This window comes from Bacillus sp. EKM501B (assembly GCF_011800505.1).
In the GTDB taxonomy this organism is placed as follows: domain Bacteria; phylum Bacillota; class Bacilli; order Bacillales; family Bacillaceae_G; genus Bacillus_A; species Bacillus_A cereus.
Window position 1 is genome coordinate 100,470 of sequence record NZ_JAALFZ010000012.1, and the last position, 15,138, is coordinate 115,607.

Sequence of the window (15,138 nt, forward strand, 5' to 3'; positions counted from 1 at the left end):
ACTGTACCGGTACAAAATAAACGTAAGAGGTGTCATAATGTATAAGTATTTACATGTTTTAAATGATATAGAAAACATGATTCAACATGGAGTGATAAAAGAAGGAAAGAAATTACCGTCTATACGGTCACTCGTTACACAATATGAATGTAATAAAGCAACAGTTATACGAGCACTTCACGAATTAGAAAAGCGTCATATTATTTATTCCGTGCCTCAAAGTGGGTACTACGTTGTTAAAAAATCTGGAAATACCATAGAAAATAACGTGATAATTGATTTCGCTTCTTCAGCACCAGATCCAGATGTTTTCCCATATTTAGATTTTCAACATTGTATTAATAAGGCTATTGATACGTATAAAAATGATTTGTTTGTATATGGAACGCCGAAAGGGTTACCATCTTTAATACCAGTTATTCAAAAACAACTAGCAAATTATCAAGTCTTTACAAAAGAAGAAAATATTTTTATAACGTCAGGTGTTCAGCAGGCACTTGCTATATTAACTTCTATACCATTTCCGAATGGAAATGAAACTGTATTAATTGAACAGCCAACATATCATCTATATATTGATTATCTAGAAATAAATAAAGTTCCTGTAATCGGTATTAAACGTACGAATGAAGGTATCAATTTGAATGAATTGGAGCAAATATTTCAAACTGGAAAAATAAAATTCTTCTATACGATACCGAGATATCATCATCCGCTTGGAACGTCTTATTCTAAAGATGAGAAAGAAAAAATCACACTATTGGCTAAGAAATACAATGTATTTATAGTGGAAGATGATTATTTAGCAGATTTAGAAACTGATTCAAAAGCAGATCCGTTATATAGCTTGGATAATTGTAGTCATGTCATATATTTGAAAAGTTATTCGAAGATTATTTTTCCAGGTTTACGGGTTGGAGTTGCGGTCATCCCACGATCCATTGCAAATGCTTTCTATACATACAAAAAAATACTAGATATTGATAGTCCGATGATTTCTCAAGCGGCTTTAGAAATTTATATAAAGAGTGGTATGTTTGAACGTCATAAAAATAAAATTAAATCTTCCTATCACAATAGATCTAAAAAATTAGCAGAAACACTAGAAAGAACTCATAGTGAAAACCCACTTTTATTCACATATAAAAAGCATAATACAATTGGAATTCATACTTGTTTAAAATTACATAAAACGAGTATTTCAGAAATGTTTTTCCAAAGACTAAGTGAAAAACAAATAAGTATTGATACAATTGATAAAAATTATGTGAGAGGTTTTCCGAAAGAAAGACTATTAAAGTTAAACGTATCGAATGTAAAGGAAGATAGGATTGAAGAAGGAATTCGTAAAATAATAGAGGAAATCAAACAATTGGAACATATATCCTTCCAATTTAAAAAAGAAAAAAATGAATAAGTAGCTTTGTTGTGAGACGCAAAATAATTCTTTTGTTTGTGTGTATCGCTATAATAATTGAAGCTATTGTTGTAACTGAATATTATAATAAGGATGATAATTATAATCCTTCAAAGATACATGGATCGATTTATTAGAAGATAATTCCTAAAGCCAATGCTTAATTAAGGTTATGGCGGGTGTAAACCAATTAGAACGTGATCTGATCCGTAGGTGGAAACATAAAGGGATTGAACTGAATAAGAAAGAAGGGAAATTTAAAGGTTGGTTAAAGAAATACCATAAAAATCATGCAGGAATGAATTATGCAGTAAAGCTTTATGAAGAGGTAGATATGAATGTAAATCAAATTTGTGAAATTACAAATGTGTCTAGGGCCTCATTATTTAGAAAGCTATCGGAAAGGAACAGTTGATGAGTTATACTAAAAATCAGAAATATATAATAAGGGATAAATTCCATAGAGAGGTGGAATTACATGCCTAAAATTGATAATATGTTAGCGATTCTATGGATGCTTCGCTCAGGTAAAAAAATTACTGCAAAACAAATTTCAGAAAAGTTAGAGATGAATATAAGGACTGTGTATCGTTATATTGATACAATTTCAACAAGTGGTGTACCTATAATTTCAGAACCAGGACATAACGGTGGATACACGTTATTAAACAATTTTATTGAGGCTCCTCTTTTTTTTGATTTTGAAGAGCAAACTTCACTATTTCACGCTGCTGTTTTTGCAGAAGAAGCCGGATATTATGGAGGTGAAGCATTAAATAGGGCCATTTCAAAACTAAGTAAATACTCAAATCAAGAGCAGGAAGCAAAGATAAACCGACATTTAAGTAGTCTAGAAGTAATAAGTCGATTTAGTTCATCCTCTATGGAACATTTTTTGAAGGAGTTGGAGGAGGCCGTAACTGATGGGTATTCAGTAAAAATTCTTTATTATAAAAGTGGGAAAAAGCAATTAAATTATAGATTGGTCGATCCGTACAGAATTATCTATTGGAATAATAGGTGGTATGTGATTGGATTTTGTCATCTTAGGAATGATATCCGTAGTTTTAGGGTAGATCGAATTGAAAATTTAATGCTAACCGAAAATAAGTTTAACCGGCCAGAAAATTTTTCAGCACGTGACTTTTTTATAAAAAATCTTCTTCCAACTATAGAAGATAAGGAAGGGATTATTTCTTTGGTTATTAGTGGGGATAAAAGTGTATTGGATGATATTTGCCGACATTGGTTTTTAGGACATTATTTACAAGTGCGAACTTCAAATCAAGCAGTTTTTCTTCTTGAAAAAGATATGATACATACATATGTACCTTATTTACTTTTACCGTACAATAAATCTATTAAAGTTATTGAGCCAATAAGTCTTAAGAAAAGACTTATTGAAGTTCTGTCGGAATTAATAAAATTTCATGAAGTATGATAACTTCCCTGACGTTAACTGTCAGGGAAGTTATATTATAATATCCATATCAATTGTGATTGGAGTGATATGGGATGCAAACAAAAAAAGTTTTTCTATATGTATTTAATACAATGTCGGACTGGGAATATGGATATTTAATTACCGAACTAAATTCAGGAAGATATTTTAAAAAAGATTTAGTACCTTTAAAAGTAATTACAGTAGGAGCTAATAAAGAAATGATTACTACTATGGGGGGACTGAGCATAAAACCAGATATTTCCCTTGATGAATGTACTTTTGAGAGTAAAGATCTTTTAATTTTACCAGGAGGGACTACTTGGAGTGAAGAGATTCATCAACCTATCTTGGAAAGAGTTGGCCAAGCTTTAAAGTTTGGTACTATTGTTGCTGCAATTTGTGGTGCAACTGAGGCCCTTGCAAATATGGCATACTTAGATACTAGAAAGCATACAACTAATAATTTAGAATACACTAAAATGGTATGTCCTAACTATAAAGGAGAAAAGTTCTATGAGTTGGGATCTGCGGTATCTGATGCGAATTTAGTTACTGCATCAGGAATAGCTCCTCTGGAATTTGCGATGGAAGTACTGAAAAAATTAGATGTATTTGCACCAGATACATTACATTCATGGTATAATCTAAATAAAACTCACAAACCTGAATACTTCTTCCAGTTAATGAATTCAATAAATTGCTGAACTAAAAAATCAACTAAGCAGATTTATATTTATTTAAAAAATAACCATGCTCTAGACAATGTCAAAGCATGGTTATTGAATATAACTTAAAAATGGTTATAAAGTAATGAAAATTCCTTAACGTTGTATATTCGTATTTTCCTGACGTTACCTCTATAAAAGGAAATATGATAACAATCATACACCGGAAGTGATAGAACTGAGTTATAAAAAGTAGAAGAAAAGTGTTACGATAATACTTTTTAGAGCACTCAATTGTTGAGTGCTCTTTTTGTTTATATAAAAACAAAATGGAAATAAACTACCAATAGGTGATATCCTTAAAGTATAGCATTTACTTTGAATAGGAGGGTGATGGAGTCTATGGGGGTACGTATAGTCGATGATTTACAGCAATTATCGTTATTACTAATGTTTTTAAGTACATTTATATTTTACAGATATTTAAAAAGGGTTAGACGAGAGAGAAAATTGACTGGTTTTGAATGGACAATGTATTTTGTCACTCAATTTGCGACATTAATTTGGGCATTCACTTATGTTATTAAACACTTAGCTGAATCATAATTTCTATTCATTTAATCTAGTGTATTGTTATCTATTAGGGATATAAATATAGTCTGTATCTAAATCAATGACAACATCGCTTAGGACTTCTTCTTGTAGTAATTTGGGGAGTTTTTCATAGTGATACCGTACACAAAATAAGCTTAGAAGATCTTCGTTAGATAACTCTTCACTTTTAACATTTAAATACATTGTTTGTATTTCGTGTAGAGAACAGTTAAAGCCAATAACATACTCATTAATTCCATATCTATCAAATTCAATTATCATATTATCACTGTTGGGTGCTAGCCAACGTTATAGCTTAAATTTTAGATGAATTTATTATACATTGTTTGAAATGTAGTGAGAATATTTTTTTATAAAATGAGAGGGTTATAAATGGAATAAAATAAATTAGTTTTAGAAGGACCAAAACGGCTTAAGTGGGAAACGCGCGAAATTAAATCTATACAGGATGATGAAATTATCGTAAAAACAATCGCAGGTGCAATAAGTATTGGAGCAGAGTTACCACAGTATAAAGAATGGGATGTTTCAGATACAAATCCTATCTATCCTAGAAAAACTGGATATGAAAGTTATGGTGAAGTTATTCAAGTTGGTAATAAAGTAACAAATTTAAACGTAGGTGATAAAGTAGTTTCTTTTTATGGGCATGAAACGATAGGAATAGTAAAGGGAGATAAAGTAATTCGAGTGCCTAGTTATATAAAACCTAAAGTTGCTTTATTATCTATTCTTTCGTGTGATGCTGCTAAAGGGGTATTGAAGCTAGACCTACGACAGGATGAAAAAGTTCTTATTACTGGAATGGGAGTTATCGGTTTACTCGCTTGTTATTTCTTAAAATACTATATAGGTGTTGAGCATGTGGATGTTGTTGAGCCTAATAAAAATAGAAGAGAATTTGCAAAGAAGTTTGGTGCGAAAAACCTCTTTGATTCAGAAAAACAAATAATAGAAACATATAATTACGGTTTGGAATGTTTTGCTACAAATAGAGGGTTTCACACATTACAAAAGGCTATTAATAGTAATAGAGCGATATGTATTCTTTCTGATGGTAATATAGAAGACTTAACATTAACCGCCGACTTTTATCGAAAAGAATTGAAAATCATTGGTTCAAGTGATGGATATGGTTACCAAAAACATGCAGATTGGTGTTTTAGTCAAATAGAACAGACGCCATGGATAGAAGAGATTTTTCAACATGAAATTCATTATACTGCACTTGAAAAATGTTTTGAGGAATTAAGTCAAGGAATAATTACTCCTTTAAAAGTATTTGTCTCATATGAATAAAATGACAACGTACTTGTCACGTAGCTCACATATATTTTGTCATTAATATGATAATAAAACGAGGAGTAGCATGTACTTGTTAATTTTTAATAGGCACAACGGGTTGTTGCTCTTTCATTATGTACAAATCGTATATTATCTTTCTCAATGTACATATTAAGTAAAGTATTTAATATCACGTACATAAAAGGCGGGGTAATATGGATGGAAATAAGAAAAATGAAGAATTGAGTAAATTTAAGAAACAATGGTTTAATGAAGATAATCAACCAGTAGCTGGTATAGAGCTAGCTTTACCGCCTGATATAGGCAGCATGTTAGACTCGAAATCAGTTGATGATCAAAGTGGAGAAAGTAATAATGAATAAGTTTAATCTATACGCATCCATTTGGGTGCTTTTGTTTTTTTGACAATAGAAAATAGATCATCAAATTCTTATTGAAAAAAGATGGATCTAAATAGATCCATTTTCTATATATGTAAGTTTTAATCTTCACCAAAAAGTTTAAAGTGCATCTAGAATGCTAATAACATTTACCATTAAAGGATTGGGCTATTATGCATATTATTGTTGAAAGCATTATTTTAATTCTCACTGGGATTCTTGCATTAAAAATGACAGGTAGTAAATCTGTTAGCCAAATGACAAGAGCTGAAATCATTATAGTAGTATCAATTGCGCGTATTATTGTAGAGCCTGTATTAAGTAGGAAAGTAGTCCCATCTATATTTGCAGCTGTAATATTTGCAAGCGTACTTCTTATCATTCATTTCTTTGAACTGAAATCAAGGAAGGCGGAACAATTCCTAAATGGCAGTAGCTTTGTAATTGTTGAAAATGGAGAGATTATTAAAGCGAACTTGATGAAGGCAAAAATGTCTGAACAACAACTTTATATGCAATTAAGAGAAAAAGGAATACATGATTTAAAGATTTTGCAGCAAGTTACAGCTGAGCCGAATGGGCGTATTGGTTATCAATTAATAGAGAAAGCTCAACCGATAACTTTAGAAATGTTAGAAAAAACATTAGATCAGCACAAAATAAAAAGATAATTTCTTATGTGAAATGCCAATATACAATTGAATTATTGGCATTTTTTATTTTTTCTAAATGTAAAAGTTAATATTTAGAATAGATATTCAGCCAATCTTTAAATTAGATATAGGCTTATTAATATGCTATATTCAATGGAGCTATAGTGACTGTGGTGAAAAAAGCAACGTTAAAATAAATAGGTCTTTCATGTGATATTAAACATGAGATAAGAATAAGGAGATAAAAATAAAATGGAATTTTGGGAATCAAGTTTTATTGAGAAACAAACAATGTGGGGATTTGAACCTACAGAATCTGCAATTTTAACAAAAGATTTTTTTCTAGAAAAGAACATTAAGGACATATTAGTTCCCGGTATTGGATATGGTAGAAACGCAAAGGTATTTATCGAAAATAGTATAAATGTAACAGGTATTGAAATTTCGAAAACAGCGATCGATTTAGCAAGAGAAAACGGACTAGAAGATGTTAGTATGTATCACGGTTCAGTAAACAAAATGCCTTTTGATAATAAACTGTATGATGGGATATTTAGTCATGCACTTCTTCATTTGTTGAATGGACACGAAAGAGAGAAATTTATTGAAGATTGTTATAATCAGTTAAAACCAGGAGGATATATGGTTTTTACAACTGTTTCTAAAAAAGCTCCCATGTACGGAAAAGGAAAACAGTTGGATAAAGATTATTATGAGATAATGGAAGGTGTAAAAATGTTCTTCTATGATTCTGAATCTATAAAAAAAGATTTTAATCAATATGGATTAGTACAAGTTTCGGAAATTGATGAACCAAATAAGAACATAGTAAATAAACCTTCAATCAATTTCTTAATGATAAAATGTATGAAAGAACGATAACTAAAAGTTATTAAGAATGATTAAAGATGTTTATATATTGATTATGCACAAATAAAAAGGACAAGCATATAATATAAATACCTTTTAACTTTAAGTAACCTTAACTTTCGTTAATAGGGTATCTCAAAATCCCCAAAAGAGCACTTGCGGAAACAAGTGCTCTTTTATTTTTTTGTTTCATAAATATTTATACTTGCAAATTTCGTGCAATAAAAATAAATCTGAGAGAAATAACCATATCTTTATTATACGATTATTTCTGAACTACAAACGTTATAGCATTTGTTTTTAATTGAATGTGTCTTTCATTACGAACCATATTATAAGCTAATTCTTTTATTTCAACTTTTACTTCTTTCCATCCTTTATAAATACTTTTTAATAGATGTATCATTTCATCAGTTGGGAGATTAATTTCAATTAAAGCTTCTAATTCTTCATTCGTTTTTAAAACAATTTCTTGTATGTTAGAGTTAATAATTAAACAATTAATACCGCCGTTTTTTGTCCCTTGTTTCATAGAATGGAGCACTTTTTTAAAATCTTCTTTTGATTTAACATGCTCTAAACTTGATACTGCAACGATATAATCATAAGCGTTAGAGTCAATATGATAGTTTTCAATTTCTGCTTGTTCTGTTTTTATAACCTCGAATACATCATGTTCTTTACTATAAATTTTTAGCTTTGTTAAAGCGGAATCAAGTAAATCAACACATGTAACAGTGCCATTATAATTTTTTATTATTTGTGCAATTGGAATGCTATTTCTACCGATGCCAGAGCCAAGATCAAGTACTTGCAAGTTGTTTTGTCCTTCAAAGTGATCCATCAAGTCCATAACTGTTTTAACCGGTTTGTACAGCCAAGAGCCAATTTCAAATAGTTTATATTGTTCATAGCAAAGGCCGTGATATTTCTTTTCTTCTTGTCTTATGTAATCGATACGGTTCACATTGTTTCAGCTCCAATATTTTTATTGCAAAATGAATAGGTGGGACAGCCTTTAACATTTGTTTGAATTCGAAAAATACCACCAGCATGTGGATACTCTTTTAATTCGTCATCAGTCATTCTTGTTCTGGCTGTTGTAACATATAAATCTGTTAAATTAGGTCCTCCAAATGTACATGATGTTACATATAAAGCTGGAATTGGAATATTTAATATTTGTTCTCCAGTAGATGGATTCCATCTAGTTATTTTTGAACCTCCCCAATGTGCAATCCATAAACAGCCGTCTTCGTCAATTGTCATACCATCAGGTAGACCATCATTTTCAGAGAAAATGATTACATCAATTGGATTATGAATGTCTCCAGTACGTATATTATATTGATAGCGAACCACTTTTTTAGTAGGTGTATCTATAAAGTAAAAGTATGTATGATCAGGTGACCAAGCAATTCCATTTGATGTATTTACATGTGAAACTTTTTTCTCTACACTTAAATTATGATGTAAACAATACAAGGAACCTGCAGCATTCATACCGTATGTATCTGTAGAACCTGCCCAGAAACGACCAGCTGGATCACATTTTCCATCATTGAAACGATTTTCTATTAAATGTGGTTCAGGGTCAAAAATATGTGTCAGTTTTTCGGTATTTATATTAATAGAATAAAAGCCTTTTTCCATAGCTAAGAGTAGTACATCCTCTAAATATGGAACAACACAGCCGATTTGTTGATTGAGTGCAATTACTCGGTTCGTATTAGCGGTAGGATTGTATATGCATAATTTTCTCTCCATAATATCAACCCAATATAAAAGTTGCTTTTTTTCATTCCAACATGGTCCTTCAGCTAAACTTGCTTTAGCATCTAAAACTAATTCTATATTACTGAACAAGATGTTCACCTCGCGTTATAAGATATTAATATAATTCGATAAGAATAGAGGTAAACCTTTTAGTCAAAGGATATTAAAATTTATGCTGTAGAAAAATGACCTTCTCACAAGTGATTAAAAAAGTGTATAAACAAGGAGAGGAAAATGCATATGATGTTTTATGAGATTGTTTGCTTTTCTTGTAAGAATATATTTCGTGTTTACGAAGGCAGTGAAAAATATAAGCGATTTAAAGAAAAACCAAACGGGGCATATTGTTGTGATGAGTGTAGTCATAAAATTCAATTAGAAGCGATAAAGAATTTTTTTAGGTAATTATATGTTTTTGATTCGGAAAAGTTTGACAATAAAAGTGTTATAAATTATCATATTAAAAAACTAATATTTAAAATGGCATGGAAGAGAAGAGTAGTTAAGAAAGAATACGTACAGAGAGCTCTGGTAGCTGAGAAAGAGCGGTATACATCTTAACGAAAAAAGACTTGGAGCTGCGCAAGGAACTAATTTATTTAGGGATGGTGCGACGGGTTCTCCCGTTATAGAGATAGGGTATAAGCATATTTTGCCGTACCTGAAGAGGTTAATATGGTGACATATTAACAAACTGAGGTGGTACCGCGAAGCTAACAACTCTCGTCCTCAAGATGAATAATCTTGGGGGTGGGAGTTTTTTTATTGCATAAAACTGAGAATACGAAAACAAAAAATAATTGAGGTGAGCAATAAATGCATTGGGCGTATGAAGTAGCACATGAATTAATTAGGAAACATCCAAATAAAGAAACGTTTGTTTGTGCATCTGGAATTAGTCCTTCAGGTTCTGTTCATATTGGGAACTTTCGTGAAATCGTAACGACTTATTTCGTAGTAAGAGCACTTCAAGGTTTAGGGAAAAAGACTCGTTTTATATTTTCGTGGGATGATTATGATCGATTTAGAAAAGTTCCAAAAAATATTGATCCATCTTTTGCAAAGTATATTGGTATGCCATACTGTGATATTCCAGATCCGTCTGGATGTCATAACTCGTATGCGGAGCATTTTGAAAAAGAGTTTGAAAAATCGCTTCAAGCATTTGGAATTGAAGTAGAATTTATTTATCAATATGATGAATATAGAAGCGGAAGGTATAACAAAAATATTTTAGAGGCTTTGTATAAACGAAAAGAAATATATGATATTTTAATGGATTTTAAAACTGGAGAGTCTAGTGAAGAAGAGCGAAACGATTTTTATCCAGCTACATTATATTGTGAGAGGTGTGGAAAAGATACAACAACTATTACACATTTTGATGAAGTATTAAAAACAGTCCGGTATGAATGTGAATGCGGAAATGAAAAAGAGTTATCCGTATTAAATACAAATAAAATGAAACTAAACTGGAAAATCGATTGGCCGATGAGATGGATGATAGAGGATGTTATTTTTGAACCGGGTGGAAGAGATCATTCATCAGAAACAGGCAGTTATAATGTATCGAAAGAAATTGCAAGGAAAATATTCAATCGTGAAGCGCCTCATTACGTTGCTTACGATTTCATTGGTATTAAAGGGAATCATGAAAAAATGTCTAGTTCTTCAGGGAATAGCATTACACCAAGCGATTTATTGAAAGTGTATATACCAGAAGTAATTCTCTTTATGTTTGCCAAATACAAACCAGGCGCTGCTTTTCATATTGGGTTGGATGAAGATGTGATTCGTAATTATACAGAGTATGAACGATTGAAAGATAGCTATGAAAATAAAACGCTCAAAAATGAAGATTTATTTGATGCAATTAAACTCTCTAAAGTTGATAGCGAGTTTAAAGAATATCCGAAATTTAATCAAGTAGCAGGAACGTTACCATTATTAAATTTTGATTCTACGATTTTACAGGGGATATTAAAGAAAATAGATAGGAGCTATGCATTAGATGAAATGAGAGCGATAAGTAATCGCGCAGAGTATTGGATAAGAAACTTTCAATCTGAAAAATTAATTGCGGTAAATCAGGAGAAAAATAAAGAGTTTTACTATACATTAGATGAAAGGCAGAAAGAATGGCTAGTAGAAGTTTGTAAAATACTTCGTTCTAATAAAGATTACTCTAACTTAATGGAGCAATTATATGCGATTTGTCATCATGAAAATAAAAAAATAATGAAAGAAAATCAAAAACAATTATTCACTATTATATATAAGCTCATTATGAATCAATCAAATGGTCCTCGTATACCATTATTAATACATGTAGTAGGCATAGAAAAATTCATCACACTATTAGATTTCTAAAACACAGTTAAAAGCAACGCAAGTACCAAAATTTCTAAGTACTTGCGTTGCAAATTTTACTATCGTGAATACATTTTCGGACATTCATCACCACTTGGTTCATAAAAACAATGGCTTTTAAACTGTCCTACAAATGGCTGATTATACCATTCAGGTGGACAAGCTCCAACTGGACGGAAATACCAAAGAGCCCATCGTGCAGGCCAGCGCCATTGACCTTGTAAAACTTTTCGTGCGATTTCTTTTTCTGATTCACGAGCGCGTTGATAAAAATATCCATATTGTACTGCTTCAAATCCGCCGGGGCTTTGATATACAGCATCTCGTACGGTACGGAGTTGTTTAAAATCTAAGCAATCACAAAATACACGGTTTACTACAACGCATCCAACTAACTCCTCACCTTGGCGACCTTCGCCTTCAGCTTCAGCACGAATTAAACGAGCTAGTAAATCAACATCACTTTCGTTGTATGGAATAAGGGGCATAGTGATACCACCTTTCTGTTATAGTAAAGAGTGTATGTTATAAAACAATCTGCGTGCTTTTTTACATAAAAATAACATTTAATTTTAAGAGGAGCTTGTATAAAAAGAGCTAATTAGTAATAGTAGATAAATATAAAAGGAAGAGGTATTATGTATCGAATTCATAAAGACCATATCATTTACTCAATGTCACCAGAAAATAAGCCTTGTATGGAAGTGGAAATTGGGAGCAGTCTTGTATTTGAAACATATGATTGCTTTGAAAATCAAATCGATTCTGAAGATGTTGTGTTTCAAGAATTAGATTGGAACCGAATTAATCCAGCGACTGGACCTGTATATGTTAAAGGAGCAGAACCTGGCGATATATTAGCCGTAACGATTGAAAAGATTAAAATTGCAGAGCAGGGCGTTTTAACTACAGGTGCAAACCTTGGTGTAATGGGTGATGAGTTAAATGAAAATACAGTGAAAATTGTCCCAATACATAATGAACATGTTTTGTTTTCAAGTGAACTACAAATCCCGATTAATCCAATGATTGGGGTAATTGGTACTGCACCGAAAGAAGAGAGCATTTCATGTGGCACACCGCATGATCACGGCGGGAATATGGACTGTAAAGAGATTAAAGAAGGAACAACATTACTACTACCAGTTAATGTCCCAGGAGCACTATTAGCGTTAGGTGATTTACACGCAGCGATGGGTGATGGTGAAATTGGTGTTAGTGGTGTAGAGGTTGCTGGTGAGGTAACTGTAACAGTTCAAATTATAAAAGGGAAAAAATGGCCACTACCAATGGCTATTCAAAAAGAAAAAGTAATGACGATTGCTTCAGAAAAATTGCTAGATGATGCAGCAAATCGTGCTGTACGTAATATGGTGACATTTTTACATGAAGAATTAGCAATGTCTAAAGCTGATGCAACGCTTTTATTATCGGCAGCAGGTAATTTAAAAGTTTGCCAAGTTGTAGATCCGCTGAAAACAGCGCGTATGGAACTAGGAATGGATTATGTGGAGAAACTAGGATTTACTTTTAGTAAATTTCATATTAAATAGATAAGGGACGAAAAAGGATACTTTTGTATAAAAGCATCCTTTTTTAATTTACGGATTTTGTGAAAAGAGGTAGTATTTATTTTATATAAGTATATTTGAGAATGTGGATTAAAAAGGAGTTCAATAATGGTCAAAATTATGATTGTAGAAGACGATATGAAAATTGCAGAACTATTATCAACACATGTTGGGAAATATGGTTATCAAGGAGTTATTGTATCGGACTTTCAAAATGTATTAGACATTTTTTTAGATGAACAACCAGAGTTAGTTTTATTAGATATTAATTTACCGAGTTTTGATGGGTACTTTTGGTGTCGTCAAATTCGCGGTGTTTCTACATGTCCGATACTATTCATTTCGGCTCGTGAAGGAACGATGGATCAAGTTATGGCGTTAGAAAATGGTGGCGATGATTTTATTCCGAAGCCTTTTCATTATGAAGTTGTAGTGGCGAAAATTCGTAGTCATTTAAGACGTGCATATGGAGATTATGCACCGAAACTAGAAGAGCGAATGATTGAGCAACAAGGCCTTTGTTTATATCCTGAAAGACTTGTATTGAAACTTAGAAACGAAGAGATTGATATAACGAGAAACGAAGCTATTTTATTAGAGACATTAATGAAAAATTATCCGCGTGTTGTGAGTAGGGAAGTGTTGTTAAATAAATTATGGGATAGCGAATCTTATGTTGATGATAATACATTAAGTGTAAATACAACACGTGTGCGTAAAAAGTTACAAACGTTACATATAGAAGGTGCGATTGAAACGATTCGTAGTGTTGGATATAGATTGCATATTACTTGGGATACTGGTATAGAAAAATGATAAGGTTGTTTATACGTGATCATATACCACTTATTTGCTTTACTATAATTCAACTACTAGCTATATTTCTCGTATATTGGTTTGATGGGCATAATCATATTACAACGGCGTTATATGCAATGTTTCTAGGGGCTTTCTTTATGGGAAGTTATTTAGTGTTTCGTTATTTTACACATCGTTCTTTTTATGAGCGCTTAGCAAACCCGATGCAATCTTTGGATGAATCTGTTCAAAAATCTGATTTTGCAGCTGTATCGGCTGCTCTTCAAGAACTACTTGAGGTGCAATATCGACATTATCAAAATCAGCTGCAAATGCAAGAGAGAAAAAATAATGACCATTTAACCTTTATGAATCAGTGGATTCATCAAATGAAAACACCTTTATCTGTAATAGAATTAATTACACAGGATGAAGTAGATTCACGTTTTGAAAGTATAAATGAGGAAACTGATCGATTAAAAAAGGGATTAGAAATGGCTCTGTATGTCGCACGTTTAGAAGCATTTACACAAGATTTTTATGTAGAAAGAGTACAACTACATAAAATAGTGAATGATTCGGTACATGAGCATAAACGGTTCTTTATCCGGAATTTTGTATATCCAGAGCTTGAAATTGATAAGGACATTACTGTAGAAAGTGATGCGAAATGGTTACAATTTTTAATTGGGCAAATACTATCGAATGCGATTAAATATTCATCAGGTAGTAGAGAAAAGATTAAAGTGAAAGCTTGTAAGGAAGGTAATACCGTTATACTTGAAATTGCTGATAATGGCGTAGGTATACCGAAGCAAGATTTACCAAGAGTCTTCAAACCTTTCTTTACAGGAGAAAACGGTAGAGATTTTAAAGAATCAACAGGAATGGGGCTATATCTCGTATATGAAATTACGAAGCAATTAGGACATAGTGTAGAAATCCATTCAGAAGTTGATAAAGGTACGGTAGTACGAGTAATATTTTTTAATGTGTAAAAAGTGATCAAGGCTAAAGAACGTTGGAGATAAGTTTTTTAGCCTTGTTTTGTATTTTTTAAAAAGTTTTCATATGAATAAATGATACAAATTAGTAAAAATTAAAGATATGAGCACATGAAATTGTAAAAATAAACTTGAAGAAAAATAATTGCTTTTGAAGTACAAATAATAATATTTACGCATACAGTATTATCATGGTACAATATGGTTATTAATGACAGAAAGGAATGATGGGTGGACGATGATTAACTAATCTTATTTTTAAATGTTGAA

The 15,138-nt window shown here is 31.7% G+C and carries 17 protein-coding genes, 1 pseudogene and 1 other annotated feature; of the genes and pseudogenes, 14 read left to right on the forward strand and 4 right to left on the reverse strand.

What is annotated here, in order from left to right; translation table 11 throughout:
• The first annotated feature begins 37 nt into the window (after positions 1 to 37).
• The 5 genes and pseudogenes from HFD78_RS20475 to HFD78_RS20495 all read left to right on the forward strand — a co-directional run bounded on the left by HFD78_RS20475 (position 38) and on the right by HFD78_RS20495 (position 4,132).
• Positions 38 to 1,417, forward strand: coding sequence for an aminotransferase-like domain-containing protein (locus HFD78_RS20475; protein ID WP_000280133.1), 1,380 nt, complete (start codon positions 38 to 40; stop codon positions 1,415 to 1,417).
• Between the two features lie 106 nt (positions 1,418 to 1,523).
• Positions 1,524 to 1,832: pseudogene (locus tag HFD78_RS20480) on the forward strand (helix-turn-helix domain-containing protein); the annotation flags it as partial.
• 63 nt (positions 1,833 to 1,895) lie between these two features.
• Positions 1,896 to 2,858, forward strand: coding sequence for a helix-turn-helix transcriptional regulator (locus tag HFD78_RS20485; protein ID WP_001124139.1), 963 nt, complete (start codon positions 1,896 to 1,898; stop codon positions 2,856 to 2,858).
• A gap of 74 nt (positions 2,859 to 2,932) precedes the next feature.
• Positions 2,933 to 3,565: a type 1 glutamine amidotransferase family protein gene (locus tag HFD78_RS20490; protein WP_001193605.1), complete on the forward strand. Its 633-nt coding sequence runs from the start codon at positions 2,933 to 2,935 to the stop codon at positions 3,563 to 3,565.
• Between the two features lie 363 nt (positions 3,566 to 3,928).
• Positions 3,929 to 4,132, forward strand: coding sequence for a hypothetical protein (locus HFD78_RS20495; protein ID WP_000538968.1), 204 nt, complete (start codon positions 3,929 to 3,931; stop codon positions 4,130 to 4,132).
• Positions 4,133 to 4,159: 27 nt separating this feature from the next.
• On the opposite strand, the gene HFD78_RS20500 is transcribed toward HFD78_RS20495, so the two are convergent.
• Positions 4,160 to 4,402, reverse strand: a complete 243-nt coding sequence (locus HFD78_RS20500) for a hypothetical protein (protein ID WP_033667972.1) — start codon at positions 4,400 to 4,402, stop codon at positions 4,160 to 4,162.
• A 171-nt stretch (positions 4,403 to 4,573) separates the two neighbouring features.
• On the opposite strand from HFD78_RS20500, the gene HFD78_RS20505 reads away from it, so the two are divergent.
• From HFD78_RS20505 to HFD78_RS20520, 4 genes are all read left to right on the forward strand, one after another.
• Positions 4,574 to 5,440, forward strand: a complete 867-nt coding sequence (locus HFD78_RS20505; RefSeq protein WP_227751904.1) for an alcohol dehydrogenase catalytic domain-containing protein — start codon at positions 4,574 to 4,576, stop codon at positions 5,438 to 5,440.
• 200 nt (positions 5,441 to 5,640) lie between these two features.
• Positions 5,641 to 5,808 (forward strand): hypothetical protein, encoded by a 168-nt coding sequence (locus tag HFD78_RS20510; protein ID WP_000348947.1) that lies wholly within the window; start codon positions 5,641 to 5,643, stop codon positions 5,806 to 5,808.
• A gap of 191 nt (positions 5,809 to 5,999) precedes the next feature.
• On the forward strand, positions 6,000 to 6,497 hold the full coding sequence (locus HFD78_RS20515) for a DUF421 domain-containing protein (RefSeq protein WP_000547583.1): 498 nt from the start codon (positions 6,000 to 6,002) through the stop codon (positions 6,495 to 6,497).
• A 234-nt stretch (positions 6,498 to 6,731) separates the two neighbouring features.
• On the forward strand, positions 6,732 to 7,361 hold the full coding sequence (locus HFD78_RS20520; RefSeq protein WP_000397591.1) for a class I SAM-dependent methyltransferase: 630 nt from the start codon (positions 6,732 to 6,734) through the stop codon (positions 7,359 to 7,361).
• A gap of 253 nt (positions 7,362 to 7,614) precedes the next feature.
• Here HFD78_RS20520 and HFD78_RS20525 read toward each other — a convergent pair whose 3' ends face one another.
• Positions 7,615 to 8,316: a class I SAM-dependent methyltransferase gene (locus HFD78_RS20525; protein WP_001079476.1), complete on the reverse strand. Its 702-nt coding sequence runs from the start codon at positions 8,314 to 8,316 to the stop codon at positions 7,615 to 7,617.
• Positions 8,313 to 9,215 (reverse strand): SMP-30/gluconolactonase/LRE family protein, encoded by a 903-nt coding sequence (locus HFD78_RS20530; RefSeq protein WP_000492419.1) that lies wholly within the window; start codon positions 9,213 to 9,215, stop codon positions 8,313 to 8,315. The genes HFD78_RS20525 and HFD78_RS20530 overlap by 4 nt, the downstream gene beginning before the upstream one ends.
• Positions 9,216 to 9,359: 144 nt before the next feature.
• On the opposite strand from HFD78_RS20530, the gene HFD78_RS20535 reads away from it, so the two are divergent.
• Complete coding sequence (locus HFD78_RS20535) at positions 9,360 to 9,530, forward strand: DUF2197 domain-containing protein (RefSeq protein WP_000551047.1); 171 nt, start codon at positions 9,360 to 9,362, stop codon at positions 9,528 to 9,530.
• 72 nt (positions 9,531 to 9,602) lie between these two features.
• Positions 9,603 to 9,859: a binding site (T-box leader), on the forward strand.
• A gap of 82 nt (positions 9,860 to 9,941) precedes the next feature.
• On the forward strand, positions 9,942 to 11,495 hold the full coding sequence (lysS, locus tag HFD78_RS20540; RefSeq protein ID WP_000558624.1) for a lysine--tRNA ligase: 1,554 nt from the start codon (positions 9,942 to 9,944) through the stop codon (positions 11,493 to 11,495).
• A 59-nt stretch (positions 11,496 to 11,554) separates the two neighbouring features.
• Here lysS and HFD78_RS20545 read toward each other — a convergent pair whose 3' ends face one another.
• Positions 11,555 to 11,983 carry a cell wall hydrolase gene (locus HFD78_RS20545; protein ID WP_001128402.1) on the reverse strand — a complete coding sequence of 143 codons (429 nt, stop codon included), beginning with the start codon at positions 11,981 to 11,983 and terminating at the stop codon, positions 11,555 to 11,557.
• Positions 11,984 to 12,133: 150 nt separating this feature from the next.
• On the opposite strand from HFD78_RS20545, the gene HFD78_RS20550 reads away from it, so the two are divergent.
• The 3 genes from HFD78_RS20550 to HFD78_RS20560 all read left to right on the forward strand — a co-directional run bounded on the left by HFD78_RS20550 (position 12,134) and on the right by HFD78_RS20560 (position 14,862).
• Entirely contained in the window at positions 12,134 to 13,048 is a 915-nt protein-coding gene (locus tag HFD78_RS20550) for an acetamidase/formamidase family protein (RefSeq protein ID WP_000285666.1), read from the forward strand.
• A gap of 126 nt (positions 13,049 to 13,174) precedes the next feature.
• Positions 13,175 to 13,882 carry a response regulator transcription factor gene (locus HFD78_RS20555; RefSeq protein WP_000238999.1) on the forward strand — a complete coding sequence of 236 codons (708 nt, stop codon included), beginning with the start codon at positions 13,175 to 13,177 and terminating at the stop codon, positions 13,880 to 13,882.
• Positions 13,879 to 14,862: a sensor histidine kinase gene (locus HFD78_RS20560; protein WP_002103134.1), complete on the forward strand. Its 984-nt coding sequence runs from the start codon at positions 13,879 to 13,881 to the stop codon at positions 14,860 to 14,862. The genes HFD78_RS20555 and HFD78_RS20560 overlap by 4 nt, the downstream gene beginning before the upstream one ends.
• Positions 14,863 to 15,138: the final 276 nt, after the last annotated feature.

Bases quoted from the DNA above. Each gene is read 5' to 3' on its own strand.
- HFD78_RS20475 (WP_000280133.1), top strand. From the start codon at position 38: ATGTATAAGTATTTACATGTTTTAAATGATATAGAAAACATGATTCAA.
- HFD78_RS20550 (WP_000285666.1), top strand. From the start codon at position 12,134: ATGTATCGAATTCATAAAGACCATATCATTTACTCAATGTCACCAGAA.
- HFD78_RS20500 (WP_033667972.1), bottom strand. From the start codon at position 4,402: ATGATAATTGAATTTGATAGATATGGAATTAATGAGTATGTTATTGGC.
- HFD78_RS20545 (WP_001128402.1), bottom strand. From the start codon at position 11,983: ATGCCCCTTATTCCATACAACGAAAGTGATGTTGATTTACTAGCTCGT.
- HFD78_RS20515 (WP_000547583.1), top strand. From the start codon at position 6,000: ATGCATATTATTGTTGAAAGCATTATTTTAATTCTCACTGGGATTCTT.
- HFD78_RS20520 (WP_000397591.1), top strand. From the start codon at position 6,732: ATGGAATTTTGGGAATCAAGTTTTATTGAGAAACAAACAATGTGGGGA.
- HFD78_RS20555 (WP_000238999.1), top strand. From the start codon at position 13,175: ATGGTCAAAATTATGATTGTAGAAGACGATATGAAAATTGCAGAACTA.
- HFD78_RS20535 (WP_000551047.1), top strand. From the start codon at position 9,360: ATGCATATGATGTTTTATGAGATTGTTTGCTTTTCTTGTAAGAATATA.
- HFD78_RS20560 (WP_002103134.1), top strand. From the start codon at position 13,879: ATGATAAGGTTGTTTATACGTGATCATATACCACTTATTTGCTTTACT.
- HFD78_RS20485 (WP_001124139.1), top strand. From the start codon at position 1,896: ATGCCTAAAATTGATAATATGTTAGCGATTCTATGGATGCTTCGCTCA.
- HFD78_RS20510 (WP_000348947.1), top strand. From the start codon at position 5,641: ATGGATGGAAATAAGAAAAATGAAGAATTGAGTAAATTTAAGAAACAA.
- HFD78_RS20490 (WP_001193605.1), top strand. From the start codon at position 2,933: ATGCAAACAAAAAAAGTTTTTCTATATGTATTTAATACAATGTCGGAC.
- lysS (WP_000558624.1), top strand. From the start codon at position 9,942: ATGCATTGGGCGTATGAAGTAGCACATGAATTAATTAGGAAACATCCA.
- HFD78_RS20495 (WP_000538968.1), top strand. From the start codon at position 3,929: ATGGGGGTACGTATAGTCGATGATTTACAGCAATTATCGTTATTACTA.